Here is a 26,086-nt window from a genome sequence, read left to right as displayed (position 1 = left end):
GCGGGGCGGGGGGCGGCTCGGGGGGCGGGGCGGCTCAGCCCTTGCTGGAACCGATGGTGAGTCCGCTGATGAACTGGCGCTGGAGCGCGAAGTAGATCAGCAGGGTGGGGATCGCGGTCATCAGGGCACCGGCCGCGACCAGGTTGGGGTTGGTGAAGTAGGCGCCCTGGAGATTGGCGAGCGCGGAGGTGATGGGCCGTTTGTCGCCGGTGTCGACGAGGACGAGGGGCCAGAAGAAGTCGTTGTAGATCCAGATGGATTCCAGCGTGGCCAGCGCGGCGAAGGCGGGGCGGCACAGCGGCAGCACGATCTGGAAGAACTGGCGCCAGACGGGGGCGCCGTCGACCTGGGCGGCCTCGGTGATCTCCCTCGGAATCGTCTTCATGTAGTTGCTGAGGACGAAGGTGCAGAAGCCGCACTGGTAGGCGATGTGGATGACGATGATGCCCCAGAGCGAGTCGTAGAACAGCAGCGAGTCACTCATCCACCAGGGCAGCGGCAGATTGAGGTACAGCCGGTACAGCGGGGTGATGATCACCTGGGCGGGGAGCAGATTGCCCGCGGTGAACAGCATCAGCAGGGCGAGGTTGAAGCGGAAGGAGAAGCGGGAGACGAAGAAGGCGACCGCGGCGGAGAACAGCAGGGTGCCGAGGACGGCGGGAACGGTGATGAGGACCGAGTTCCAGAAGAAGTGCGGCATCCCTGACTGGGTCCAGGCGTCGCCGAAGTTGGCGAGGCTCAGTCCGCTCGGCCAGGAGAAGTAGCCGTTGCTCGCGGTGTCCTCGTAGGACCTGAGGGAGGTGTAGACGGCCCAGAGCAGCGGGACCAGCCACAGGACGGCGACGGAGCCGAGGAGGAGATGGCGGCCGAGGTCGCGCGGGGGTCGGGGGGTGCGGGGGGCCGGGGGTTTCCGGTCGTCGGAGCGGGGGCGGGAGGCGGGCCGCCCCACGGTGGTGGTCACCGGTCCTCCTTCCGGAAGGTCTGGACGAGGAAGGTGCCGATGGCGGCGAGGGAGACGAGGAGCAGGATCACGGCGAGCGCGGAGCCGTAGCCGATGTGTCCGGCCTCGCCGACGATGTTGTCGGTGATGAGCAGGGAGAGGAGTTCCATGCCGGGTTTGCTGCCGGTGCCGCCGCCGAGGACGTACACGATGTCGAAGGCGCGCAGGGACTCCATGACCGTCACCACCAGGATGATGACGTTGACGGGTTTGAGGGCCGGGAAGACGACCCGGAAGAAGGTCTGGCGGCCGTTGGCGCCGTCGAGTGCGGCGGCCTCCCGCAGGGCCGGGTCGACGCTCTTCAGTCCGGCCAGGTAGAGGATCATGATGTAGCCGGTGTGCCGCCAGGCGGAGGCGACGAGGACGGCCCAGAGGTTGAGGTCGGGGTTGCCGAGCCAGTCGATGTCGCCGCTCGCCCCGGCCGCGCCGAGGACGCTGTTGAGGAGGCCGGTGTCGGGGTTGTAGATGATCTCCCAGATGAATCCGACGACCGCCAGGGACAGCACCATCGGGAGGAAGATCGCGGTCTGGTAGAACTTCGTGAACCGGATCCTCTTGTCGAGCTGGACGGCGAGGAACATCCCGAACGGGGTGGGCAGCAGCGCCGTGAACAGCAGCCAGATCACGTTGTGCTGGACGGCCGGCCAGAACGGCGGGTAGTTGGTGAAGATCTGGGTGTAGTTCTCGGTGCCCGTCCAGGTGATGTCGGCCAGGTCGATGCCGTCCCAGGTGGTGAAGGACAGGGCGACCGAGGCGAGGGCGGGCAGCCAGACGAAGACGAGCAGGGCGAGCAGCGGCAGGCCGATGACGAGCGCCAGGAAGAGACGGTCGCCCCGGCTCAGCCGCCCGGGGGAGGTCGCGGAGGACACGGCGGAGCCTTTCCGGTCCGGGTCAGTCCGTGAAGAAGCGGGAGCGCTGGGACTCGATCTTCTTCAGGGTGGCGGTGCCGTCGTCGGGGTGGCCGAGCCATTCGACCAGGCCGGGCAGGACGACGGTGGAGATGAACCCGGGGTCGCTGTCCCGGTCGGCGAACTGGCTGATGTGCCGGGCGGCGCCGATGAGTTCGGCCGACTTGGTCTGGAGCGCGTGGTACGAGTCGGTCTTGGCCTGGCTGTTGACGGCGAGGTTGCTGGGGTCGACGCCCATGTACAGCTCCTCGGCGCGGGCACCGCCCAGGAACTCCAGGAACTTCTTGGCACCGTCGGCGTTCTTCGGCTTGCGGCTCAGCATGAAGCCGTCGGTGGGGGCCTCGACGGCGGTGGTGCCGACGGCGCTGTCGATCTCGGGGAAGGCGAAGAAGTCGAGGTCGTCGCGGACGGCCTCGTCGGTGATCTGCTGGCCGATGAAGAGGCCGATGACGGCCATGCCGGACTTCTTGTCGATCAGTGACTGGGCGGCGTCCTGCCAGGACCGGCCGCCGCCGCCCGACTGGTAGTAGGGGGCCAGCTCGCGCCAGAGGTCAAAGATCCGCACGGCCCGCTTGTCGGTCCAGGAGACCTCGCCGCGCATGAGCTGCATATGGAAGTCGTAGCCGTTGGCGCGCAGATCGAGGTAGTCGAAGGCGCCGAGGATGGACCAACTGTCGCCGCCGCCGTAGCCGGCGGTGACCGGGGCGAGGCCGTCCTGCTTCATCTTCTTGGCGAGCGCGATGAACTCGTCCCACTTGGTGGGGACGGTGTAGCCGCGCTCGGCGAAGACGGACTTCCGGTAGAACACCGCCCAGGGGTAGTTGTAGAGCGGGACGAAGTAGTACTTGCCGTCCACACCGCGGCTGAGCTGCTTGGCGGCGTCGCTGAAGCCGCCGCCTATCACGTCCCAGACGTCGTCGATGGGGCTGGCGAGGCCCTTCTTGGCGAAGTACTGCATGCGGTACCCGGCGAACCAGGTGAAGACATCGTCCGGGGTGCCCTGGAGGTAGCTGGTGATGGAGGTCTGGAAGGTGTCGTGGTCGACGGTGTTGGTCTTCACCGTCAGCCCGGAGTCGTCGGAGAACGCCTTGCTGACGGCCGCGTACGCCTTCTTCGGGGTGGCGTCGGCGCCGTTGGAGCCGAAGGTGACCGTGTCGGTGGCGGTGCCCGGACCTCCGCCGCAGGCGGTGAGGACCGGCGTGGCCAGCGCGGCGGCGGACAGCCCGAACAGTCCGCCGACGACTCTGCGCCGGCCGGGGCCCTGCGCAGCCAGGGGTGTGCGGCTCTGCTGCGTCATTGGTCGCTCCTCGTACTAGTTCGCGTGCTGGGGGCGCGGGACAGCGCCGTTGGCGCGCTGCCGGGGGGTGTCTGTGCTGGTGGCCGATCGCTGCTGGGGGCCGGTGTCCGAGTTGATGGCCGATCCCTTCCGAAGGCCGGTGTCCGAACTGGTGCCCGATCGCTGCTGCGGGCCGGTGCCGGACCGGGTGTCGGCCCGGATGAAGCTCTGGATGGCGGTGGCGGCGGCCCCCCGCGCCCACTCCTCGAAGGGCAGCGGGCGGGTCTGGACGTCGCAGCGGGCGGCGGAGCCGAAGGCGTAGGCGGCGAAGGTGTCGCGGATCTGCTCGGCGAACAGGTCGTAGGCGGCCAGCCCCTCGCCGGAGATGATCACCCGCTCGGGTCCGAAGAGGTTGGCGACGGTGGCGATGCCCCGGCCGATGGCGGTCCCGGCGTCGGCGTACACCTCGCGCACCCCGGGGTGGCCGGAGTGGGCGAGGGCGACGGCCTCGGCGGTGTCGGCGATGTGCGCGCCGGTGGTCTCGCGGATCCGGGCGAGGATGGCGGTGTCGGCGGCGATGGCCTCGACACAGCCGCGGTTGCCGCAGTGGCACAGCGGGCCGGCCGGGTCGATGGCGACATGCCCGATCTCGCCCGCCACCCCGTGCGCCCCGGCGACGACCCGCCCGTGCACCACCAGTCCGCAGCCGATCCCGGCGCCGACGGTGACCACGGCGAAGTCGTTGAGGCCCACCCCCGCCCCGAACCACTGCTCGGCGACGGTCAGCGCGCGGACATCGTTCTCGACGGTGACGGGCAGTCCCGTGGTCATGGTGGCGAGTTCGGCGAGGGCCACGTCCCGCCACTCCAGGAAGGGCGAGTAGCGGACGACGCCCTCGGCGCGGTCGACATCGCCGGACAGGGCGAGTCCGAGGCCGAGGACCGGGACGCCGAACCCCTCGGCCTCGGTGAGCAGTTCCCGGACGAGTTCGGAGAGGGCGGCGAGCACCGGGCCCGGTGCCGGGTCGGCGAGCGGCACATGGCGGGCGACCCGGATCCGGCAGCACAGGTCGGTGAGGACGCCGATGAGTTCGTCGCCGGTGGCCTTGACCCCGATGAAGAGCGCGCGCCCGGCGTCCACCCGGACCGGGTTGGCGGGGCGGCCCAGCGCGCGGGGGGTGCCGTCGGTGTCCTCCACGAGATACCCGGCCTCGATCAGGGGCCGTACCGCCTTGGTGACCGCGGCGGCTGACAGCCCGGTGCGCTCGGCCACCGCGGAACGGGTGAGGGGGCCGTGGGAGAGCACCGTGGTGAAGATCTGGGCGACGGCCGGCGTCTGCGCCGGGAACGCCTCGGGGGGGCCGGGAGGACCGGGCGGTCCGGAGGGCCCGGGGGCCCCGGGGGGCCCGAAGGGAGGGGTCGACTGCATGGCCGGGAACCTAGATCCCTTATTTTCCGCTGTCAATGAAAGAAACAGGATCTGTTGAAACTGCGTTTGTTCCCTGTGTCAACCATGCAATATCGCTATGACACCGGCCCGTTGACAGGTGATCGAAGGTCGCGTTCTCTAGGGTTCAGCATCTGCCCGGCTCGAAACGTGAGGCCCCATGCCGCTGATCTCCCGCTCACCCGCCTCCGGGGTGTGGCTGCTGACCACCCCGCGCACGTCGTACGCCCTGCGCATCGACGAGACCGGCGCGCCCGGTCATCTCGCGTGGGGGCCCCGGCTGAGCCCGGCCGAGGCGGACGGTCTCGCCGCGCCGGCCGGGGAGCCGCACAGCAGCTTCGAGGGCCGGCGCGCGGTGGGTGAGGAACTGCCCGCGGACGACGGCATCCACTACGGCCCGCCCGCCCTCCAGGTCCGGTACGCCGACGGCACCCGCGGCTTCACCTGGCTCGCGACCGGCCACGAGGTCCTCACCCCGGCCCCCGGCACCGAGGAACTGGTGCTGCGTTTCCGCGACCGCCGCTACCCGCTCCAGGTGGCGCTGCACTACCGGGTGCGCGCGGACAGCGATGTCATCGAGCGGCGCACGGTGCTGCGCAACGCCGGGCCCGAGCGGGTCGAGGTGGAGCGCGCCGACTCCGCCGCCTGGACCCTGCCGCCGCTGCCCGGCTACCGGATCAGCCATGTCACCGGGCAGTGGTCCGCCGAGACCCAGTTGCGCCGCGAGCCGCTGCCGTACGGCGAGACGACGCTGACCAGCCGGCGCGGGGTGACCAGCCACCACGCCAACCCCTGGCTGATGGTGGACCCGGGTGACACCACCGAGGAGCACGGCCGGGTGTGGAGCGCGGCGCTCGCCTGGAGCGGCAGTTGGCGCCTCACCGCCCAGCGCACCCCCGACGACCTGGCCGGATTCAGCGGCGGCAGCGGGTACGCGGGCGTGCGGGTACCGCTCGCGCCGGGCGAGGAGCACACCACCCCGGTGTTCGCGGGGCTCTTCACCGACGGCGGCTTCGGCGAGGCCAGCCGCACCTGGCACCGCCATATCCGCGACCATGTCCTGCCCCGGCCGGACGAGACCGCGCCGGTCCTCTACAACTCCTGGGAGGCCACCGGCTGGGACGTCGACGAGACCAGCCAGAAGGCACTCGCCGAACGCGCCGCCGAACTGGGTGTGGAGCTGTACGTGGTGGACGACGGCTGGTTCGGCGCCCGCCGCGACGACCGCGCGGGGCTCGGCGACTGGACGCCGTCCCCCGGCGGCTTCCCCGCCGGTCTCGGCCCGCTCGCCCGTACCGTGCACGGGCTCGGTATGAAGTTCGGCATCTGGGTCGAGCCGGAGAACGTCAACCCGGACAGCGATCTGTACCGCGCCCACCCCGACTGGGTGCTGCACGTCCCGGGCCGCGACCGCACCGAGATGCGCAACGAACTGGTGCTGAACTTCGCCCGCGACGACGTGGCCGACTGGGCGTACGGCTGGCTGACCCGGCTGGTCGGCGACCATGGCGTGGACTTCCTGAAGTGGGACATGAACCGCGCCTTCGGCGAGGCGTCCTGGCCCGGCGAACCCGACGGCGCGGACCGGCTGTGGACGCGCTATGTGACCCGTCTCTACGGCGTCCTGGACAAGCTGCGCGCGGACCATCCGGGGCTGCTGATCGAGGCGTGCGCGGGTGGTGGCGGCCGGGTCGACCTGGGGGTGCTGGCCCGCACCGACCAGGCGTGGACCTCCGACAACACCGACGCCGAGGACCGGATCGCGATCCAGCACGGCTTCGCCCAGGTGTATCCGGCGCGGGTGATGTCGGCCTGGGTGACGGACGCGCCGAACCAGCTCACCGGGCGGTCGGTGCCACTGTCGTTCCGGTTCCATGTGGCGATGGCGGGCCTGCTGGGCATCGGCGGCGACCTGTCGACCTGGTCGGAGGGCGAGCTGCGCGAGGCGGCCGGGCTGATCGCCTTCTACAAGGAGGTGCGGCACCTGGTCCAGCGCGGCGACCTGCACCGGCTGCGCGGCCCGGCCCCCGAGGGCCCCACGGTGGTGCAGTACGCCGCCCCGGACGGCGCCGAGACCCTGGTCCTGGCCTGGCAGCGCGGCGCCCGGCACGGCGCCCCGCACCCCCCGGTGCGGCTGCGGGCCCTGACCCCGGGCGCCCACTACCGCGACACCGACACCGGGACGGTCCACCACGCGACGGTGCTCATGGAGTACGGGCTGGACCTGGGGGTGATCCGCGCGGACTGGGGCAGCCGGGCGCTCCGGCTGGAGCGACTGTAGGCGCAGGAGCGCAGGCAGGCGCTGAGGCCCTGGAGGCCCTGGAGCAGTAGGGCTCGGGGCGGCCGGGACGGCTATCCGGGGCGCCGGTACCGGCTAGGACGGCTGCCCCGGGGCCCCCGTACCGGCCGGGACTGATGCCCGGGAGCGGCCGGGAACCCGGGCTGTGCGCGGGCCGTTGTCCGGGAAAGATCCGGTTCGTGAACCGGGTCCGTGAACGGGAATCGTGGACCGGTTCACGATCCGATTTCATGACCCGGTTCGTGAACGGGTTCGGGCGACGGTGTGAGGGCGGTGGCATGAGCGATCTGGTGCCTGGGGGAAACGTGGCGCTGCCCGCCGGTCCGCTGGTCCTGCGGGTGTCCGGCCCGTTCGATGTCTCCGCGCTGGTCACGGGGGACGACGGCCGGGTCCGCGGGGACGCCGACTTCGTCTTCTTCAACCAGCCCGCCGCCCCCGGCGCCCGCCTCGCCGGGGACACCCTGACCGTCGACCCGGCCGCGCTGCGCCCCGGCGCCACCCGGGTCACGGTGGTGGTGACCGCCGCCGAGACCGGAATGCCGCTGGGGCGCCTGCCCACCCCCGTCCTCCGGGTCACCGGCCCCGGTGGACGCCCCCTGGCCCGCTTCACCCCGCCCCCGCCCCGGCAGGAGACGGTCCTGCTGCTCGCCGAGCTGTACCGGCGCGGCGACACCTGGAAACTCCGGGCGCTCGGACAGGGGTACGGCGACGGACTCGCCGGGCTCGCCCGGGACTTCGGCGTGGAGGTGGCGGCGGACCCGGCGCCGCCGCAGCCCTTCATCCCGGCCCAGCGCGTCCCCGGCGCCCCTCCCCCGCCGGACCGGCCCCCGCTGCCCGCCGACCCGGACGGCTATCTCGGGCTGGTCAACGCGGCCCGCTCCCGGGCCGGAGCACCCCCGGTCGCCCTGGACGTCCGGCTGTCGTCGGCCGCGCGGGCGCACGCCGCGGCGATGGCGTCCGCCGGGCGGCTCGGCATCGAGGGCGGGGACGGAGTCGCGGTGTACCAGCGGGTGACCGGCGCCGGGTTCGCCTATGTCACCATCGGCGAGCACCTGGTCTCGGGCCCGCGCACCCCGGGCGAGTTCGTGACGTACCTCCAGCGCGGCGAGCAGCCCCGGCGGACGCTGTACGACGCGGTGTTCACCCACGCCGGGCTGGGATACGCGACGGAGCGCCGCAGCGGTGACATGTACTGGACGGCGCTGTGGGCCCGTCCGTTCACCCCCGCCGACCTGGCCCGTACGGCGGCGGAGGTGACGGAGCTGACCAACCGGGAGCGGGTGCGCGCGGGGCTGCGTCCGCTGGCGCCGGACGGGGTGCTCGCGGCGGCGGCGCAGGCGCACAGCGCCGACATGGTCGCCCGGGACTTCTACTCGCACACCGCGCCGGACGGCAGCAAGCCCTGGGACCGGGCCGCCGCCGCGGGCTCCCGGCACCGCGCCATCGGGGAGAACATCGCCTGCGGTCAGCGCTCGGCGGCCGAGGTGGTCACGGGCTGGATGAACAGCCCCGGTCACCGCGCCAATATCCTCAAGCCCGATTTCACCCATATCGGGATAGGTTTCGCGGGTGGCGGCCGGTCGGGCACGTACTGGACCCAGCTCTTCGGGGCGTGACGCGCCGGGCGGGGCGGGGGGCGCGTTGCCGGAAGGATCGCGTCCGGGACACGATGCCTCCATGAAGGGTGACCTCTTTTCCAGTGAGCACATGGTCCAGCCGGCCTCCGCGCCCGGGATGACGATCGAGAACGCCAAATGCATCCGGTACACCGTCAACGGCGAGATGCTGGCCCGGCAGGGCGCGATGGTGGCGTACCGGGGCGGTCTCCAGTTCGAGCGCAAGGGCCAGGGCGGGGTCGGCGGGATGCTCAAGCGGGCGGTCACCGGTGAGGGGCTGCCGCTGATGTCGGTCCGGGGCCAGGGCGAAGCGTGGTTCGCGCAGGAGGCGCAGAACTGCTTCATCGTGGAGGTCGAGCAGGGCGACGAATTCACCGTGAACGGCCGCAACGTCCTCTGTTTCGACCCCACGCTCTCCTACCGGATCGCGACCGTGAAGGGCTCCGGCATCACCGGCGGCGGCCTCTTCAACAGCGTCTTCACCGGGTACGGGCGGCTGGGGCTGGTGTGCGAGGGCACCCCGCTGGTGATCCCGGTCGCCCCGCAGTGGCCGGTGTACGTGGACACGGACGCGGTGGTGGGCTGGACGGCGGGCCTCCAGACGTCCCTGCACCGCTCGCAGTCGGTGGGGTCGATGCTGAGGGGCGGCTCGGGCGAGGCGGTGCAGCTCATGCTCCAGGGGCAGGGCTATGTCGTCGTCCGGCCGAGCGAGGCGCCCGCGACCAAGCCACAGCAGCACTGAGCACGGCGGAAGGATCGATGACCTTGAGTACCTTGATCGGAATCCCGGAGATCGAAGCGGCGGCCGGGCGGATCGCCGGGCATGTGGTGCGCACCCCGACCGTGCCGAGCCCGGGGCTGTCCGCCCTGCTCGGCGTGGAGGTGACCGCCAAGCTGGAGCTGTTGCAGCGCACCGGTTCGTTCAAGTCGCGCGGCGCGACGGCCAGGCTGCTGTCGCTGACAGAGGCGGAGCGGGCGGCCGGGGTGGTGGCGGTCAGCGGCGGCAACCACGGTGTCGCGCTGGCGGTGATGGCCGCCGCGCTGGAGGTGAAGGCGACCGTGGTCATGCCCCGGTCGGCACCCGCCCGGTCGGTGGAGCTGGCCCGGGACGCGGGCGCGACGGTCCGGCTGACGGACGGGATGGCCGCGGCGTTCGACCTGGTCGGCCGGTTGCGGGACGAGGGGCTGACCCTCGTCCACCCGTTCGACGACCCGGTGGTGATCGCGGCGCAGGGCACGGTCGGCCTGGAGTTCGCGGACGACGCCGGGGAGCTGACCGACGTCCTGGTGAGCATCGGGGGCGGCGGGCTGATCGCCGGGGTCGCGGCGGCCCTGCGGGCCCGGCGCCCGGGGCTGCGGATCTGGGGGGTGGAGACGGAGGGCGCGCAGGCCATGTCGGAGGCGCTGGCGGCGGGCGGCCCGGTCTCCATCACCCCGTCGTCGATCGTCACCACGCTCTCCGCCCCGACGGTCTCGCAGCTCACCTACGACCATGTGGCGGAGCTGGTCACCGAGGTCCTGGTGATCCCGGACCGGGACGCCGTGCGCGGCTGCCTGGAGTTCGCCGAACACGCCAAGCTGTGGGTGGAACCGGCGGCGGGCTGTCTCCTCCCGGCGGCCCGCCGGGTCCTGGAGCGGACCGGCCCGGACACCCGCCTCGGCCTGGTGGTCTGCGGCGGCAACACGACCCCGGCGGAGCTGGCGACCTGGACGACCCGCTTCGGACTGCTCTGACCCGGGCGCCCAGGCCCCGCAGGCACGTCCGGCACCCCGGGGCGCCCGGGGCCCTGAGGATCACGCACCCCCTCAGGGCCCCACTCCCCCTGCCTCCCCTCCCCTCCCTCCCCCCGAAAGATCTGCGCCAGATTCCCGCCCCCGTTGAACACCCGGTGTCACCGGGCGCGTACCACTGGGAAACGTGGGAGCGGGGTCCAGCGAGGGATGACCATGGCCGAGGCGCATGTCTTCGCACACGAGCTGATCGCCGGGCGCTACCGGCTGCTCGACGCGGTGCACCGGGAGACCAACCGCGCCGCCTGGTGCGGCGAGGACCGGGAGGCCGGGCACCCCTGTCTGCTGACCCGCGTCGGGCTGCCGCCCGGCAGCGGTGACGGCACCGCGTACCGCGCGACCGGGCGGATCATCCGCACGGCGGACGCGATGGGCGAGCTGCGCCCCGGCCGGGTACCTGCGGTGATCGACGCCTTCGCCGAGGACGGCATGCTGTGGACGGTCACCGAGGGGACCGGCGGCACCCCGCTCTCCCGGCTCCTCGCCGACGAGGGGCCCTTCACCCCCGTCCGCGCGGCCCGGCTCGGGCTGGAACTGCTCGATGTCCTGGACGCCGCGCACGGCGAGGGCATCACCCACGGCGAGCTGAGCCCCGGCCAGGTCTTCGTACCGGAGCGGGGCCCGGTCGTCGTCCACGGGTTCGGGCTCGCGGGCGCCACCCTCGCGCCCCGGCTCACCGCGCCCTCGTACGCCTCGCCGGAGCAGGCGCGGGACGAGCGGATCGGCCCGGCCGCGGATCTGTGGGCGCTGGGCGCGCTGCTCTACACGATGGTCGAGGGACGGCCGCCGTTCCGGGACCGGGACCGGCCCGAGGCCACCCTGCGGGGCGTCGACCGGCTCCCCCTGCGCGCCCCGCTGCGGGCCGGGCCGCTCGCCCAGGTGGTCACGGGCCTGCTGCGCAAGAACTCCCGGGAGCGGCTCACCCGGCCGGTGACCCGTGACGCCCTGGTCCGGGTGCTCGGCGCCGACCCGGACACCGCGCCGGTCCCCGGCCCGCGCCCCCGGCTGCATCACGCGTACGCCACCGCCGTGCACGCCGGTTCGCGCTGGGGCAGCCGGACGATGGTGCTCGGTACGGCGCTGGCGCTGGCCGTGGTGACGGTCGCCGTGGTGGCGGCGACCCGCCCGCCGTCCGGCGACGAGGGCCCCGTGTCGGCGGCACCGCCCGACACCGCCCCGCCCCGCCCGTCGGCCTCCGCCCCACCCGCAACCCCCTCCCCCACGCCCTCCCTCAAGCCCTCCCCCACCCGCTCCGGGCTCCCCGCGGGGTTCCGGACGTTCACCTCCCCCGAGGGTTTCTCCGTCGCCCTGCCGCAGGGGTGGACCGCCCTGAGCATCGACAAGGTGTCCGGCCTCGCCTACCGGGTGACGCTGGGCGCCGAGGGCGATCCGCGCACCCTCGCGGTGACCTACAGCGAGCGCGTCGGCCCCGACCCGGTCGCCGTCTGGCGGGACGACGTGGAACCGGGCCTGGAGCGCACCGAGGGCTACGAACGGATCGGCGCGATCGAGCCGACGACGTACCGGGGCCGTACGGCGGCGGACATCGAGTGGCTGGCCGAAGTGGACGGCACCCGGGTGCGGACCTTCGGGCGGGGGGTCTCGGCGGGCGACGGGCTCGGCTACTCGCTGCGCTGGACGACCCCGGCGGCGGACTGGGACGACCGGGCCAACCGGGCGGCGCTGGAGACCCTGTTGCGGACCTTCCGCCCACCCGTGGACTGAACGCCGCTTTCCGGCCGGGCGGCCGGACCGGAGTCACCGGATTGCGCAAACCCTTGCCAACAGGTGCATATAGGCTGCCTGTCTGCACATCCGCAGCAGCACTGTCCACCGCCCCACAGGAGTGTCCTCCGTGACCCTAGCGACCGAGCCGATCGAGGCGACGCCCGCCCCGGCCGACCCCGCGCCCGCCCCCATCGCGCCCACCGCTCTCTCGGATCTCGTCGCCCGGGACGCCCGGGAGTTCGGGGTCTACGCCCGTACCGGGGGCTGGGCGTTCGCGCTGCTGGTGGCGCGGAGCGTACGGCCCGGCGGGCAGGGCGTGGACGAGGTGCCGGCGGGCTCGGCGAAGGTGTCGGCGAAGGAGTTCGCCGGGCTGGCGGACTGCTCGCCGGAGCGGGTGATGCGCTACTACCGGGCCTGGGACCGGGCCGCCGACGACGGCATGGTGCCGCAGTTCGAGGCGCTGGAGCCGGGCCAGAACGTGGAGTTGCCGGACGCCGAGGTCTGGCCCGCCTACTACACCTCCCGCAACAGCGCCGGTTCCGAGCGCGGCACCGCCATCGCCGAGGCCGCCGAGGCGGAGGGCATCCGCCCGACCAAGGCGCTGGAGGTCGCCGAGAACCCGACCGCGCTGCGGGCCGCGATCCTCGCCGACCCGTCCACCGCGCAGGCCGCCCGCCGGGCCCTGCTGGACCGGGTGCGCGAGGACCCGGAACTCCAGGCCGAACTGGCCCGCGACGTGGTGCGCACGGACGATCTGAAGAAGGCGGTGGCGACCGAGAGCCGGGCCGCCGACCGGATCGGCTATGTCCGTCAGATCGCCGAGTCGGGGCAGATCAAGACCCCCGCCGGACAGACGGTGGACGCACCGGCCGGCGTACGGCACGAGGCGGAGCGGCATCTGTCGCTGATCGACGAGCTGGAGGAGCACGAGGACTCCGGCGAGTGGGCCACCGATGCCTACGACACCATGAAGAACATGGTCGCCGAGACCGTGCAGGCCGATCCCGAACTGCGGGTGAGCGAGCGCCGCACGAAGTTCTACAGCAGTCTCCAGAAGGCGACGAAGGCGTTCGAGGAGCTGACCTTCGACGATGCCGAGGACTTTCTCGAGGACGACATGGTGTCCCGCCTGGAGGATCTCCAGGAGGCCATCGCCTCCTGTCTGACGGCGCTGCGCACCGCCCGGCGGACGGGCGAGGGCGAGGACAGGTCCTAGGAGACGTTCCAGGACCCGGCCCAGGACAGGTCCTAGGACCCCAACGAACGGCCCTGCACCGTGCGGGCGATCCTCGGGCCGAGCCAGCGCTTGAGGCGGCGCAGGGTCTCCAGTCGTCCCGCCGCGCGGTCGAGCCGGTAGTAGAGATGCGGCGGGACATGGGGCAGCAGGGGTGAGTGGCGCTGGCCGAGCAGGGCGAACATCTGCTCGGGCGGCAGGCCGATGTACCGGGGCAGGTTCTCGTACCACTGGGCGCTGTAGCGGGCGGCGCTCTGCACCGGCAGCAGGGCCTGCTTGCGGTCGCGTTCGTAGGCGGCGAGGGCGCGGGGCAGGTCCCGCCGGTCGCGCAGGGCACCGGCCAGGGCCATGGCGTCCTCCAGGGCGAGGGTGGTGCCCGCGCCGATGGAGTAGTGGGTGGTGTGGGCGGCGTCACCGAGCAGGACGAGGTTGCCGTGGTGCCAGGTGCGGTTGGTCAGGGTGCGGAAGTTGAGCCACTGGGGGGCGCCGTCGGCCGAGGAGCGGCCGATGAGCCGATGGCCGTCGAGGGTGTCCACGAAGAGTTTCTCCAGCAGTTCGAGGCCCTCCTCCTCGCCCGCCCGGTCCAGGCCGAGGCCGGTCCAGGTCTCGGGGGCGCACTCCACCACGCAGGTGGAGCGGTCGGCGCCGAAGCCGTAGCCGTAGCACCAGATCCAGCCGTGCGGGGTCTCCTCGAAGGCGAAGGTGAAGGAGTCGAAGACCTTGGTGGTGCCGAGCCAGATGTAGTGGTTGCGGCCGGAGCGGACCTCGGTGCCGAAGGCGTCCGCGTGCCGGGTGCGCAGGGCGCTGCGGACGCCGTCGGCGGCGACCACCAGATCGGCGTCGGGCAGCCGGTCGGGGGTGATCTCGCTGCGGTGCTCGACCCGGACGCCCATCTCGCGGGCGCGGGCGGCGAGGATCTCCAGGAGGCGGTGGCGGCCGATGCCGAAGCCCTGGTCACCGCTGTGCCGGGTGGTGAGGCCGCGCACCTGGGCGGTCCCGTCGCTCCAGCGCACCGAGGCGGCGTCGACGGCGAGGGCGGACTCGGGGTCGTGGGCGTGCAGCCGGTCCAGGAGCCCGCGCCAGTAGGTGACGCCCCACCCGTAGGTGGAGCCCTCCGGGTCGCGTTCGTGGACGGTGATGTCGTGGGTGGGGTCCTGCCGCTTCAGCAGGATCGACAGATACAGGCCGGCGGGCCCGCCGCCGACGCAGACGACCTTCACAGACACCCCTGGAAGTCACTCAAAGCGGTCGATTGACAACGCAGAGTAGCAGTCGCGGGGCGTCACTCCGGGGCGCCCGGGCCACGCCACGAGCGCCGGGAGCGGGACGGCCGTACCGGTGGGGAGGGGGTCAGGAGGTGGCGCGGCACTCCGGGTGGCCCCAGCCCTGGTCGTTCTTGGCGATGGTCTCGCCGGCGGCGTAGGCACGGCCGCAGACCGGGCAGCGGCCGGAGTACTTCGCCTTGAGCGTGCGGGCGCCGCCGTCGCCGCTCTTGCGGGCGGCGGGCCTGCGGCGCGGGGCGGCGGCCTTCGGGGTGTCCGGGGAGGGCGGGGGCTCGGGGGAGCCGAGGTCACTGCCGGCGCCTTCCTGGACGACGGCGGCCTGACTGGCGGCCCGGTCGGCGAAGTCGTTGAGCGGGTCGCCGTCGACCTGGTGGGCGGGGACATAGCGGAACTCGACGCTGCGGCCGTCGAGGAGTTCGTCGATCCGCACCACCAGGTCCTGGTTGGCGACCGGCTTGCCCGAGGAGGTCTTCCAGCCGTTGCGCTTCCAGCCGGGCAGCCAGGTGGTGACCGCCTTCATGGCGTACTGGGAGTCCATCCGGATCTCCAGCGCCACCCCGGGGTCTACGGCGGTGAGCAGCCGCTCCAGGGCGGTGAGTTCGGCGACGTTGTTGGTGGCCCGGCCGAGCGGCCCGGCCTCCCAGCGGCTCGGGGCCTCCGTAGCGTCCGCGACCACCCACGCCCAGCCCGCCGGTCCGGGGTTTCCCTTCGAAGCCCCGTCGCACGCGGCCACCACTCGTTCAGACATGCGCCGATCATGCCATGGCCGCCCCCGGGCCCCCGCCCGCGGTCCGGATCTCCTGGGAGACGCCCGGGAGATGTCTAGGAGACGTCGGTCATGCCCGGGACGTCGCCGGTCAGCCGGGTGGTGTCCAGCACCGAGAAGTTCGCGCCGTAGGGGTCGCTGAGCGCGGCGAACCGGCCGAAGGGGCTGTCGACCGGGCCGAACCGCAGGACCCCGCCGAGCTTGACGGCCCTGGCCACGGTGTCGTCGCAGTCGGTGGTGTGGAAGTAGACATTGATGTACGGCGGCACCTCGGGCGGGAAGTCGTCGGTCATCCGCATCCGGCCGAGGACGGGCTCGCCCTGGACGCTGTAGATCCGGAAGTCCATCTCCGCGTCGTCCATCTGCTGGGCGGTGTACGGGAAGACGGCCGGGAAGAACGCGTCGGACTTCTCGGGGTCGCGGGTGAAGACCTCGGCCCAGCAGTAGGCGCCGGACTGCTCCTTCGACGCCTCGAAGCCCTGGTGCGTACCGGCCTGCCAGACGCCGAAGACGACTCCGCCGGGGTCGCTCACGAGGCACATCGAGCCGAGGTCGGCCACCTGCATGGGCTCCATCAGCACCTGCCCGCCGCCCGCCTTCACCGCGGCGGCGGTGGCCGCGACGTCCGGCGAGGCGAGATACAGACACCACTGCGAGGTGCCGCCCTGGCCGGGCCCCGTCGGCATGACGGCGGCCGTCGCCCTGCCGTCCGCGAGGGCCTGGGTGTAGTGGCCGAACTCGGCGGCGGCCTCGCCGAAGGTCCAGCCGAGGACCTCCGCGTAGAAGTTCTTCGCCCCTTCGACGTCCGTGAACATGGCGTCGGCCCAGACAGGTGTCCCCTGGGGTTGAACGGTCATGACGGCGCTCCCTCCGCTCGTCGGGATTGTCCCGGTATCTCACGCTAGCCACTCGGGGCGCCCGACGCGCGCCGAAATCGAATTTCTGTTCCAGAATGGAGGGATGGGCCGCTGCCCAGGGCTGGCCCGGCAGGGAGTGTGCGATGGCGGGCGCGACGATGCGGGCCTGGTCGGTGGCGGCCCCGGGACCGGTGGCGGGCGAGCCGCTGCACTGGACCGAACGGCCGGTGCCGGAGCCCGTCGGTGACGCGTTGCTGGTCCGGGTCCGGGCCTGCGGGGTGTGCCGGACCGATCTCCATGTCACCGAGGGCGATCTGCCGGTCCACCGCCCCGGTGTCACCCCGGGTCACGAGGTGGTCGGCGAGGTGACCGCGCTGGGCCCGGCCGCCCGGGACTTCAGCGTCGGGGACCGGGTGGGCGTCGCCTGGCTGCGGCACACCGACGGCACCTGCGGATACTGCCGCCGGGGCGCCGAGAACCTCTGCCCGGCCTCCCGCTACACCGGCTGGGACGCGGACGGCGGCTACGCCGGGTACACCACCGTCCCCGCCCCCTTCGCCCACCGCCTCCCCGACACCCTGGACGATGTGGCGGCGGCCCCGCTGCTGTGCGCCGGCATCATCGGCCACCGCGCCCTGAAACGGACCGCCCTGCCCGAGGGCGGCCGGCTCGGGCTGTACGGCTTCGGCGGCAGCGCCCATCTGTGCGCCCAGGTCGCGCTGGCCCAGGGCGCCCGGGTCCATGTGGTGACCCGGGGCGCGGCGGCCCGCAGGCTCGCCCTCGACCTCGGCGCGTCCTCGGCCCAGGACCTGGACACGGCGCCGCCCGAGCCGCTGGACGGCGCCATCCTGTTCGCCCCGGTCGGCGATCTCGTCCCGGTGGCGCTGCGGGCCCTGGACCGGGGCGGGATCCTGTCGGTCGCGGGCATCCACCTCAGCGACATCCCGCCGCTGCGCTACGAGACGGATCTCTTCTACGAGAAGGAGATCCGCAGCGTCACCGCCAACACCCGCGCGGACGCTCGGGAGTTCCTGGCGCTCGCCGCCCGGCACGGGATACGGGCGACGACACACACCTACGCGCTGCCGGACGCGCTCCGGGCGCTGCGGGACCTGAAGGCGGGGGCCTTCGACGGAGCGGCGGTGCTGGTCGGCGAGTGATCACCACTGATCATTACTGATCACCACTGATGGCCGGTCATGGCCGGTCATGGCCGCGCTCAGCGGAAGGCGCGCGGGTCGGCGTGGAGCCGCCGGTCGAGGCGGAGGGTGATGAACTCGTTGTTGTCGGCCTTGCCCGGGGTCCGGCCCGACGAGAAGGGGAAGTTGTTGTCGTTGAGGACGGCCACCGTTCGGTCGTCGAGCAGGACGACGTCCTCGATGGTGGTGAACGGGAAGCGGAACGTCTCGCCGAACCCGCCGAGCCTCCCGGGGTTGGCGATGTCCAGCAGATCGGCGACCAGCGTCTTGTCCAGCGCGCCGTCCTTGTTCCGGTCCCGGGTGTCCGCGAGGTACAGCCGCTTGAAGAGGGCTCCGTCGCCCTGTCCGCCGTCCCGCTCGATGACCAGGAAGCGGTTCCTGTCGACGGCGATGGCATCGCCGATGGCGTGGGCCGGGGACTCCAGTCGGTAGACGAAGGTCTTCCCGGTGTAGGCGCGGGTGCGCAGATCGAACTGGCTGAACCGCAGGTCGCCCGGGGTGTCGCCGGTGACCGTGCCCTCCAGCAGCGGGTAGAGGCTGCGGCCGTCGACCGAGCGGACGAGGCCCTCGAAGCCCTTGCTGCTGCCGAGGTTGGGCCCCTCGGCGCCGAGGTCCGGGTTCTCCGGCGCCTTGACGCCGGGCAGGGCGACCGGGGCGTCGAGGAGGGTGCCGGTGGCCGAGAAGTGCAGCAGCCAGGGGCCGAACTCGTCGCCGATCCAGTAGGTGCCGTCGGCGGCCCGGGTGATCGACTCGACATCGAAGTCGGCGCCGGTGAGGACCCGGTCGGCGCGGGTCAGCGCGAAGGGCACCTTGCGGTGCGGGTCGGTGAGGTGGAAGCCGCCGAGCACCCGGACCGTGCCGGTGCGGGTGTCGGGCTTGATCCGGTGCACCCGCAGCAGATAGTCGGCGCTGTTGGCCTTGTTGCCGTAGCCGTTGTCGGACAGCACGTCATAGGTGCCGTCGTGGCGGTCGACGACGCCGCTGAAGCCCTGGACGGGCTGGTCCCGGAAGGGGGCGGCGATGCCGTTGAACGGGCCCGTGCCGATGAGGGCGCCGGACGGCTCGCTGTCCGGGACGTAGGTCTCGGCGGGCAGGGAGGCGAAGCCGGTGAGGGTGGCGCGGCCGAAGTCGCCGCCCTGCTGGGGGCCCTTGGCGGCGGCGGGGGAGGCGAGCGCCACGGTGAGGACGACGGCGCCGAGCATGATCGAAGGTCTTCTCATGGCGCGCACCGTAGGGACGCCGGATGACCACCGGCCCAACTCCGGGCGACGAACCCGCGCATGCGTGCGGTCGGGGGATTTCCGTCCCGTGGACATCTTCCGCCACGTGGGGCGCTGTGCTTGCCTGAAGATCTTTCGGCAGTGGACGGCGGGCGGGGGCGGGATGCGGGGGCGGTGGCTCGGAGGCGGGGGCGGGATGCGGAGCCGGTGGCTCGGGGGCGGGATGCGGAGCCGGTGGCGCCGGGGCGGGATGCGGGGTCCGTGGCGCGGGAGCGTCCTCGGGGTGATGCTGCTGGTGCTGGTGGGGGCCTGCGGGGACCCGGAGTCCGCGCCGCAGCCGGTGCCGCCGCCCGCCCCTAGACCGATGGCCACCACCCACCAGAACGCCGCCCCCTCCCCCAGCCCCAGCACCTCCCCGGCCTCCTCCCCCTCCCCCAGCCCTTTCCCCACTCCCGCCCGGGACCTCTCCGTCGTCTACCTCGGCGACTCCCTCGCCATGGAGAACCAGACCGTCCTGGGCCAGGAACTGCGCCGGACCCTGGGCGCCGCCTACACCAGCGCCCCCTACTCCGGCACCACCCTCTGCGACTACCTGGAGGGCACGGGCGCGCGGTCCCTCGTCCCGGACGCGGACAAGGCGGCGGCGCTGGTGCGCCGGGAGCGGCCGGACGTGGTGGTGCTCCAGTTCTGGGGCAACGCCTGGGGCTACACCCCGTGCATGGACGGCATCACCTACGACGCCTCCCGGGAGCGCTATCTCGACCGGTACGCCGCCGACGCGGCCCGGCTCACCGAGCAGATCGCGGCGGCGGGCGGCGAGCGGCGGCCCCGGATCGTCTGGGTCCTCCAGGGACCGGACCCGATCACACCGGAACGCGTCGAACTGGTCAACGGCCTCTACCGCGCGCAGGCCGCCGCGACCGGCGACGCCCTCGCCGACGCGGGCCGGGTGGTGAGCGGCGCGGGCGCCCGCTACACCTGGGTCGGGCACCTGCCGTGCACCGACGACGAGCGGGCGGACCCCGCGTACTGCACGGACCCGGCGAAGGGCCTCACGGCCCTGCACCGGGACGACGACTATCTGCACTTCTGTCTGGCGCCGACCACCTCGACGCCCAGGCCGTGCCCGGTGCGCTCGCCCGGCGTCCTGCGGATGGCCCGGGAGATCACCCGGGCGGTGGGGGCGGTGCGCTGAACCGTCCCGGGCGGTGGCGCGGCCCCTCGCACGGTCCCGGTCCGCGGCCCCGGCTGTCAGGTCCCGTCGAACGCCCGCTCCAACTCGGCCAGGTCCAGCTTGCCCATCCGCATGAGGGCCTGACCCACCCGGGCCGCCCGCTCGGTGTCCGGGTCGCCGAGCATCGCGGGCAGTCGCTCCGGGACGACCTGCCAGGAGACCCCGTACCGGTCCTTGAGCCAGCCGCACGGGCCCGGCTGACCGCCGTCCCGCGTCAGCGCGGTCCAGTAGTGGTCGATCTCGTCCTGGTCGGCGCACGGGATCTGGAAGGAGATCGCCTCGGTGAAGGAGTACTGGGGTCCGCCGTTGAGGGCGACGAACCGCTGGCCGTTGAGGGTGAAGTCGGCCGTCAGTACGGTCCCTGCGGGGACGGGCGCTCCCTCGCCGTAGCGGGTGATCCCGCCGAGCGAGGCGTCCTTGAAGACGGACACGTAATAGTGCGCGGCGTCCTCGGCCTGGCCGTCGAACCAGAGGCACGTGGTGAATCCGTCGGTGCTCATGAGTACCTTCCCGTCCTGTCTGTCGGTCATCTGTACCGACCGGCGAACGGCCCGGAACTCATCGGTCCCGGCCGCTCTGCCGTCGGCGAATCTGCCACGGGCCGACAAACCCCCGGCGAGGCCCCGCATCGGCCGACAGTGGGGACACGGACACCATCCGTCCGCCCCTGCGACGAGGAGCCACCATGCCGTTGTCCCCGCTCACCGCCCGGCTCGGGCCGGACCGGACGCCCCGGGCCGAGGAGGGCGACACCCTCCCCACCCGGTTCGACGACCATCTCGCCGCCCAGTTGCTCGGGCAGCGGATCGTGCTGCTGGGCACCCAGGTCGACGAGGTCTCCGCCAACCGGGTCTGCGCCCAGTTGCTGCTGCTCTCCGCGGAGGACCCGCACACCGACATCAGCCTCTTCATCCACAGCCCCGGCGGCTCGGTCCACGCGGGCCTGGCCATCTACGACACGATGCGGCTGATCCCGAACGACGTGGCGACGCTCGCGATGGGCTTCGCGGCCAGCATGGGGCAGTTCCTGCTCTGTGTGGGCACCCCCGGCAAGCGGTTCTCGCTGCCGCACGCGCGGATCATGATGCACCAGCCGTCCGCCGGGATCGGCGGCACCACGGCGGACATCGAGATCCAGGCGGACAACCTGGACTTCACCAAGCGGACCATGGAGCGGATCACCGCGGAGCACACCGGGCGGAGCCCCGAGACCATCTCCCGCGACGGCGACCGCGACCGCTGGTTCACCCCCGAGCAGGCGATCGAGTACGGCATGGTGGACCGGATCGTGGAGTCGTTCGCCGACATCCGCCCGGCCGCCGCCCGACGACGGATGGGACTGTGACGATGGGCTCCTACACCATTCCGCACGTGGTCGAGAAGACCCCGCACGGCGAACGCTCCTACGACGTGTTCAGCCGGCTGCTGTCGGAGCGGATCATCTTCCTGGGCACCGAGATCGACGACGGTGTGGCCAATGTCGTCATCGCCCAACTGCTCCATCTGGAGTCGGCGGCGCCCGAGCAGGAGGTCGCGATCTACCTCAACTCCCCCGGCGGCTCCTTCACCTCGCTCATGGCGATCTACGACACCATGACGTTCGTCAAGGCCCCGATCTCCACGTTCTGTGTGGGACAGGCGGCCTCCACGGCGGCCGTGCTGCTGGCGGGCGGGGACCCGGGGCGCCGGTTCGTGCTGGAGCACGCGCGGGTGCTGCTCGGCCAGCCCGCGAGCGGCGGCCGGCGCGGCACGGTGTCCGATCTGGCGCTCCAGGCCAAGGAGATGGTCCGTATCCGCGGCCAGGTCGAAGAGGTGCTGACCCGCCACACCGGGCACGACATCGCCACCCTGCGCGCGGACATGGACCGCGACAAGGTGTTCACCGCGCACGAGGCGGTGGCGTACGGGCTGGCCGACCAGGTACTGAGCCGACGCCTGCCCGGCGCGTGAGACACCGGGAGGCGGGGGCAAGTCCTCTGTGGCTCCAGCGGATCAGGCGGCCAGGCACAGTCCGTCGTAGGAGGAGCGGGACGAGGTGCGGCCGGTACGGCCCGTGCGGCGGGTGACCCGGACCAGTTCGCCCTGGGCCAGCGACAGCAGATCGCCGAGCCCGAGGCCCAGGGCACGGGCCGCGGCGGCGAGCACCTCGGAGGACGCCTCCTTGCGGCCCCGCTCCACCTCGGAGAGGTACGGCATGGAGATCCGGGCCTCTTCGGCGACATCCTTGAGCGTCCTCTCCTGCGCGAGCCGCTCACGGCGCAGGACATCGCCGACGAGGTCCCGCCACAGCGGCTCGGCGGGCCTTGGACCCCCCGGCGGCACGGGCGCGGCGGACGCGGGCGCGGCGGGTGCGGTGGGTGCGGGCGCGGCGGGCCGCAGCGGGATCACGCGGGCTTCGTCGGGCGCTCGGCGCGCCGGGTGCACTGGGTTGCTCACCTCTCCAGCCTAGGAGCCCCGGCCGTCCGGGGAACCGGCCGGGATTCCGCTCTGCGGGAAATCCGGGATGTCCATGGTGCGCGAGGCATTGTGCATGCACCGCCGAACCCTGGGTAGCCGAGCCATCGAAGAGGCACGGACCGAAGCAGCAACCCGTCGACAGAAACCGGACCTTGGGGTTCGTGGGAGAGGCAATGGACACCGCCGTGATCAGGTCGAAGGCACAGGTCGAGCACGACACCGCCGGGACCCGAGCGGGGGAGGGGATACTGCCGGACTCCGTGGATCCGCGGACCGTGGCCCCCCTGGACGCACGTGAGCTGTCCCGTCAGCTCTTCCCCCGGCTGGCGGAGCTGGAGGAGGGCACGCACGAGCACCAGTACGTCCGCAACACCCTGATCGAGCTGAACATCTCGCTGGTGCGGTTCGCGGCCGGACGGTTCCGCGGGCGCGGCGACGACATGGAGGACATCGTCCAGACCGGCATGATCGGTCTGATCAAGGCGATCGACCGGTTCGACCTGTCCCGCGAGGTGGAGTTCACCACGTTCGCGCTGCCGTACATCGTCGGCGAGATCAAGCGGTTCTTCCGGGACACCACCTGGGCGGTGCATGTGCCGCGCCGCCTCCAGGAGGCCCGGGTCGAGCTGGCGAAGGCCCGCGAGGAGCTGGCCGGTCATCTGGACCGGGAGCCGACGGTGGCCGAGCTGGCGGCGCTCATGGACATCACCCCGGACGAGGTGGTCGAGGCGCAGCTCGCGTCCAACGGCTACAACTCGTCCTCCCTCGACGCGGCTCTCACCGGGGAGGACCCCGGCCATGGCGAGGCCGTGCTCGCGGACTTCATCGGCGTCGAGGAGCACGGTCTGCGGCTGGTGGAGGACGTCCACTCGCTGGCCCCGCTGATGGCCGAGCTGGGCGAGCGCGACCGGCGGATCCTTCATATGCGGTTCGTGGAGGAGGCCACCCAGGCGGAGATCGGCGAGAAACTGGGCTGCTCGCAGATGCATGTGTCGCGGCTGCTGAAGCGGATCATCGTGCGGCTGCGCAGGGGGATGCTGGGGGAACTGGGCTGCGCCTGAGGGCCGCCGCCCCTTGGAGGGCAATCCGGGCCGGGAGACCGGAAGACCAGCAGCGTCCTCCCGGTCACCCCGCCCGGACCTCACCCCGGCCCCCGGCCGGGAACGCACCCCCGGTCACCCGGCCCCGACGCGCACCACGGCCCGTACCCGCTTGCCCACCGGCACCCGCTCGACCGTCACCCCGGCCGTGAGGGCGTGCACGATCTCCAGTCCGTGGCGGCCGACGCGCTCCGGGTCGCGCGGGTAGGCGCGCGGCAGGGCGGCGCTGCTGTCGCAGACGCAGACCGCCACCTCGGCGTCCGTGCCCTCCAGTTCGAGGATGTACGGGCCGTTGCTGTGCCGGTCGGCGTTGGTGACGAGTTCGCTGACCACGAGGAGGACCTCGTCCTCGGCGCGGGCGCCGATCAGGGCGCACCACTCGGTTCTGAGCTGCTCCAGGAAGCGTCCGGCGAACGCCCGCGCCTCGGCGATGCACCCCGGTTCCCCGGTGTAGTGCGCCGCCCGCCGCAGCGGTTCGACGGGCACGTCGAAACCAGTCGGCATCACTGCCCCGTCCCGGTGCTCGATCATGGGTTTCTCTCTCGGAAGCCGGCGTGGCCGGACGCTGCTGCACCAGTGCTGGTACCCAGAGCCGGGCCGCGCAGTCCCCGGGGCGGAGAGCGTGACGCGGTGTGTCACGGCGCCGGGGAGGTCGCGGTGGCTCCGCAGCAGTGTAGGCGTCGGGTGTTTCCTGTGTGGGCGCTGTGCGCAAGTGGGGTGGGGGCGGCTCCGGCGCGGACGGACCTCCCGGCGGGCGGCCGGGGCGGCGGCTGCTTAGCGTGACGGGATGACCGCCCCCGTTCCCGGCCCCGTTCCCGGCCCCCCGGCGCCCGCCCGGCACGGCTGGTCCGACGCGCTGTTCACCGTGGTGGCCGGGCTGCTGGCGATGGGGGTGGTGGCGGCGCTGGGGCTATGGGCGGCCGGGGCGCCGGGGCTGCCGGACTCCGCGTATCCGAGGGTGGTCGCGGCGACGGTGGTCACGGCGGTGGGCGGCACGGTGGAGATGCGCGGCGACGCGGGCGGGCTGGTGCGGACGGAGGGCGACCTGAGTGTGCTGCCGCTGTCGGTGACGCTCGCCGGGGCCTTGGTGATCGGCGCCGGGTTCCTCCGGCCGCTGCGGCACGGGGCGCCGACGGGCGGGGCGGGCCTGGCGGGCTGGGCACTGCGGATCGCGGTGCTGTGGGTGGCGGCCCTGCTCGGGCCGGCCTTCGCGGCACGGCAGTTGTTCCGGATCTCGCTGGGCGAGGGCGCGGCGCGGGAGCTGACCGAGCTGTTCGGGATCTCCCCCGAGGTCGGCTTCACCACTGATGTCCCGCTCACCGTGCTGTTCGGGCTGCTGTGGCTGGCCGGGGTGTTCGTGCTGGCCCTGCTGGTCGCGCGCCGGGCGCCACTGCCGGGACCGGCGGCGCGACTGCGGGCGGCGGCGGGGCCGGTGGCGTACGCGATGGTGGGGCTGCTGCTGGGGTCGGTGGGGGTGGGGGCGGTGATCGGGCTGGTGGTGGCGGCCTCGCGGGGGCACGCGGCGGACACCTTCGCGGTGCTGCTGCTGGGGCTGCCGAATCTGGTGTGGCCGGTGTTCACGCTGGGGCTGGGTGCCACCTGGCACGGCCGGGTGGACGGGCCGTTCGGGCTGCCCGTGCCCCGGCTCCTGGACCAGGTCCTGCGCGGCCCGGATGTGTCGACCCTCGATCTGCGCACGCTGGCGGAGTACGACGGCCAGGTGTGGTGGCTGGTCGCGGTGGACGCGGTCCTGGTCCTGGGGGCGGCGTGCGTGCTGGCGGCCCGCTCACCGGCCCGCACTCCGCTGTGGCGGCTCGCGGCGGGGATGGCGGTGGGTCTGGTGCTGACGGTGCTGATGATCTGTCTGGTCTGCCGGATCAGCGCCCACTACGGGCTGTCGGTCCTGGGCATCGGCAGCCTGGGCGGGGACCTCGCCGGGGAACTGCTGCTGCGCCCGGAGACATGGCGGGCGCTGGGACTGGCGGCGCTGTGGGGCCTGGTGGCGGGCGTCGCGGGCGGCCTCCTGACCGAGGGCACCCGCCGCGCGAGGGCTCGCGGGGGGCACGGGTCCGGCACGGGGGCGTGAGGGTACGGCGTCCCTCCGTACGATCGGGCCACCGGCACCAGGGCGGGTATCGGGTCCGGGGCACCCGGCATCGGTCCAGGCATCCGGCATCGGTCCGGAGCATCCGGCATCGGCCCGGATCACCGCCCCCGAGACGCTGGTCCGCCGCGCCTCACGCCACCGGCACCTCCAGTGCCGGGACCGTCCGCTGCATGCGCAGGGCGTCCACCGACTCGGCCAGCAGTTCGTACTCGGTGGTGTCGTCGTGCGCCGCGATCCGGACCAGCCGCCCGATCGCGAGCTGGTCGGCGACCAGTTCCTGCTGGGCCGCGTCCGCGCACCAGCGGCGCAGCAGCCGGGGCACGTCCGGGACGGTCCCGGCGACCGGGACCAGGGCGCCCTGGGGGTAGGCCGGGCTGGTGGGGAGCGGGTCGAGCCGCTCCGCTATCCAGGAGGCCCGGTCACGCAGCCACCAGAGCGCCAGTGCGAGCGTCGGTGCGCGATAGGTGCCGAGCGGGACACCGATCCGCCGGCCGTCGCACACCCCGTACGCCGTGACATGGCACAGGAATTCGTCGTGCACCTTTCCACTCCCCCGCTGATCGCG

General features: G+C 72.9%; 24 protein-coding genes. 12 read left to right on the top strand and 12 right to left on the bottom strand.

Going from position 1 to position 26,086, the window contains the following annotated elements:
• Positions 1-34: 34 nt before the first annotated feature.
• The 4 genes from AB0O01_RS11480 to AB0O01_RS11465 are packed head-to-tail and all read right to left on the bottom strand — an operon-like array spanning position 35 to position 4,612.
• Entirely contained in the window at positions 35-961 is a 927-nt protein-coding gene (locus tag AB0O01_RS11480) for a carbohydrate ABC transporter permease (RefSeq protein ID WP_365312364.1), read from the bottom strand.
• Positions 958-1,869 carry a sugar ABC transporter permease gene (locus tag AB0O01_RS11475; RefSeq protein WP_365312362.1) on the bottom strand — a complete coding sequence of 304 codons (912 nt, stop codon included), beginning with the start codon at positions 1,867-1,869 and terminating at the stop codon, positions 958-960. Before AB0O01_RS11475 ends, AB0O01_RS11480 begins: the two co-directional genes overlap by 4 nt.
• Positions 1,870-1,891: 22 nt before the next feature.
• Positions 1,892-3,205, bottom strand: a complete 1,314-nt coding sequence (locus tag AB0O01_RS11470; protein WP_365312361.1) for an ABC transporter substrate-binding protein — start codon at positions 3,203-3,205, stop codon at positions 1,892-1,894.
• 15 nt (positions 3,206-3,220) lie between these two features.
• Positions 3,221-4,612, bottom strand: a complete 1,392-nt coding sequence (locus AB0O01_RS11465; RefSeq protein ID WP_365312359.1) for an ROK family transcriptional regulator — start codon at positions 4,610-4,612, stop codon at positions 3,221-3,223.
• Between the two features lie 178 nt (positions 4,613-4,790).
• Between AB0O01_RS11465 and AB0O01_RS11460 the strand changes: the two genes are divergently transcribed.
• From AB0O01_RS11460 to AB0O01_RS11435, 6 genes are all read left to right on the top strand, one after another.
• Positions 4,791-6,911, top strand: a complete 2,121-nt coding sequence (locus tag AB0O01_RS11460; protein ID WP_365312357.1) for an alpha-galactosidase — start codon at positions 4,791-4,793, stop codon at positions 6,909-6,911.
• Between the two features lie 296 nt (positions 6,912-7,207).
• On the top strand, positions 7,208-8,545 hold the full coding sequence (locus tag AB0O01_RS11455; RefSeq protein WP_365312355.1) for a CAP domain-containing protein: 1,338 nt from the start codon (positions 7,208-7,210) through the stop codon (positions 8,543-8,545).
• 61 nt (positions 8,546-8,606) lie between these two features.
• Positions 8,607-9,287, top strand: coding sequence for an AIM24 family protein (locus AB0O01_RS11450; protein WP_365312353.1), 681 nt, complete (start codon positions 8,607-8,609; stop codon positions 9,285-9,287).
• A 32-nt stretch (positions 9,288-9,319) separates the two neighbouring features.
• The gene (locus tag AB0O01_RS11445; protein WP_365312469.1) at positions 9,320-10,279 is read left to right on the top strand and encodes a threonine/serine dehydratase; all 960 of its coding nucleotides are present in this window, start codon (positions 9,320-9,322) and stop codon (positions 10,277-10,279) included.
• A gap of 207 nt (positions 10,280-10,486) precedes the next feature.
• Complete coding sequence (locus AB0O01_RS11440) at positions 10,487-12,061, top strand: serine/threonine-protein kinase (RefSeq protein WP_365312351.1); 1,575 nt, start codon at positions 10,487-10,489, stop codon at positions 12,059-12,061.
• Positions 12,062-12,191: 130 nt separating this feature from the next.
• Entirely contained in the window at positions 12,192-13,280 is a 1,089-nt protein-coding gene (locus tag AB0O01_RS11435; protein WP_365312349.1) for a hypothetical protein, read from the top strand.
• A gap of 32 nt (positions 13,281-13,312) precedes the next feature.
• On the opposite strand, the gene AB0O01_RS11430 is transcribed toward AB0O01_RS11435, so the two are convergent.
• The 3 genes from AB0O01_RS11430 to AB0O01_RS11420 all read right to left on the bottom strand — a co-directional run bounded on the left by AB0O01_RS11430 (position 13,313) and on the right by AB0O01_RS11420 (position 16,204).
• Positions 13,313-14,524, bottom strand: coding sequence for an FAD-dependent monooxygenase (locus AB0O01_RS11430; RefSeq protein ID WP_365312348.1), 1,212 nt, complete (start codon positions 14,522-14,524; stop codon positions 13,313-13,315).
• A 124-nt stretch (positions 14,525-14,648) separates the two neighbouring features.
• Positions 14,649-15,329 (bottom strand): ribonuclease H, encoded by a 681-nt coding sequence (locus AB0O01_RS11425; RefSeq protein ID WP_365312347.1) that lies wholly within the window; start codon positions 15,327-15,329, stop codon positions 14,649-14,651.
• 74 nt (positions 15,330-15,403) lie between these two features.
• The gene (locus tag AB0O01_RS11420; protein WP_365312345.1) at positions 15,404-16,204 is read right to left on the bottom strand and encodes a VOC family protein; all 801 of its coding nucleotides are present in this window, start codon (positions 16,202-16,204) and stop codon (positions 15,404-15,406) included.
• A gap of 158 nt (positions 16,205-16,362) precedes the next feature.
• Here AB0O01_RS11420 and AB0O01_RS11415 point away from each other — a divergent pair, with 158 nt between their 5' ends.
• Complete coding sequence (locus tag AB0O01_RS11415; RefSeq protein ID WP_365312467.1) at positions 16,363-17,364, top strand: zinc-binding alcohol dehydrogenase family protein; 1,002 nt, start codon at positions 16,363-16,365, stop codon at positions 17,362-17,364.
• A 59-nt stretch (positions 17,365-17,423) separates the two neighbouring features.
• Here AB0O01_RS11415 and AB0O01_RS11410 read toward each other — a convergent pair whose 3' ends face one another.
• A complete protein-coding gene (locus AB0O01_RS11410) occupies positions 17,424-18,623 on the bottom strand; it encodes an esterase-like activity of phytase family protein (protein ID WP_365312344.1) in 1,200 nt (399 codons plus the stop codon).
• Between the two features lie 250 nt (positions 18,624-18,873).
• Between AB0O01_RS11410 and AB0O01_RS11405 the strand changes: the two genes are divergently transcribed.
• Positions 18,874-19,818, top strand: a complete 945-nt coding sequence (locus tag AB0O01_RS11405) for an SGNH/GDSL hydrolase family protein (RefSeq protein ID WP_365312343.1) — start codon at positions 18,874-18,876, stop codon at positions 19,816-19,818.
• Between the two features lie 56 nt (positions 19,819-19,874).
• On the opposite strand, the gene AB0O01_RS11400 is transcribed toward AB0O01_RS11405, so the two are convergent.
• On the bottom strand, positions 19,875-20,357 hold the full coding sequence (locus tag AB0O01_RS11400; protein ID WP_365312342.1) for a VOC family protein: 483 nt from the start codon (positions 20,355-20,357) through the stop codon (positions 19,875-19,877).
• Between the two features lie 191 nt (positions 20,358-20,548).
• Here AB0O01_RS11400 and AB0O01_RS11395 point away from each other — a divergent pair, with 191 nt between their 5' ends.
• Positions 20,549-21,202 carry an ATP-dependent Clp protease proteolytic subunit gene (locus tag AB0O01_RS11395; protein ID WP_365312465.1) on the top strand — a complete coding sequence of 218 codons (654 nt, stop codon included), beginning with the start codon at positions 20,549-20,551 and terminating at the stop codon, positions 21,200-21,202.
• A gap of 2 nt (positions 21,203-21,204) precedes the next feature.
• A complete protein-coding gene (locus AB0O01_RS11390) occupies positions 21,205-21,807 on the top strand; it encodes an ATP-dependent Clp protease proteolytic subunit (protein ID WP_365312463.1) in 603 nt (200 codons plus the stop codon).
• Between the two features lie 42 nt (positions 21,808-21,849).
• On the opposite strand, the gene AB0O01_RS11385 is transcribed toward AB0O01_RS11390, so the two are convergent.
• Entirely contained in the window at positions 21,850-22,293 is a 444-nt protein-coding gene (locus tag AB0O01_RS11385) for a helix-turn-helix transcriptional regulator (RefSeq protein ID WP_365312340.1), read from the bottom strand.
• A gap of 194 nt (positions 22,294-22,487) precedes the next feature.
• Between AB0O01_RS11385 and AB0O01_RS11380 the strand changes: the two genes are divergently transcribed.
• Complete coding sequence (locus tag AB0O01_RS11380) at positions 22,488-23,375, top strand: RNA polymerase sigma factor SigF (RefSeq protein WP_365312338.1); 888 nt, start codon at positions 22,488-22,490, stop codon at positions 23,373-23,375.
• Between the two features lie 114 nt (positions 23,376-23,489).
• Here the strand turns inward: AB0O01_RS11380 and AB0O01_RS11375 are convergent, their stop codons facing one another.
• Positions 23,490-23,945, bottom strand: a complete 456-nt coding sequence (locus tag AB0O01_RS11375) for an ATP-binding protein (protein ID WP_365312336.1) — start codon at positions 23,943-23,945, stop codon at positions 23,490-23,492.
• Between the two features lie 256 nt (positions 23,946-24,201).
• On the opposite strand from AB0O01_RS11375, the gene AB0O01_RS11370 reads away from it, so the two are divergent.
• The gene (locus AB0O01_RS11370; RefSeq protein ID WP_365312334.1) at positions 24,202-25,500 is read left to right on the top strand and encodes a streptophobe family protein; all 1,299 of its coding nucleotides are present in this window, start codon (positions 24,202-24,204) and stop codon (positions 25,498-25,500) included.
• Between the two features lie 151 nt (positions 25,501-25,651).
• Here the strand turns inward: AB0O01_RS11370 and AB0O01_RS11365 are convergent, their stop codons facing one another.
• Positions 25,652-26,062 carry a hypothetical protein gene (locus tag AB0O01_RS11365; protein ID WP_365312332.1) on the bottom strand — a complete coding sequence of 137 codons (411 nt, stop codon included), beginning with the start codon at positions 26,060-26,062 and terminating at the stop codon, positions 25,652-25,654.
• Positions 26,063-26,086 lie beyond the last annotated feature (24 nt).

It is taken from the genome of Streptomyces sp. NPDC093252, assembly GCF_040683675.1.
Lineage (GTDB): Bacteria > Actinomycetota > Actinomycetes > Streptomycetales > Streptomycetaceae > Streptomyces.
The sequence above is the reverse complement of the archived record's forward strand: the minus strand, read 5'-3'. Positions and strand labels throughout refer to the sequence as shown.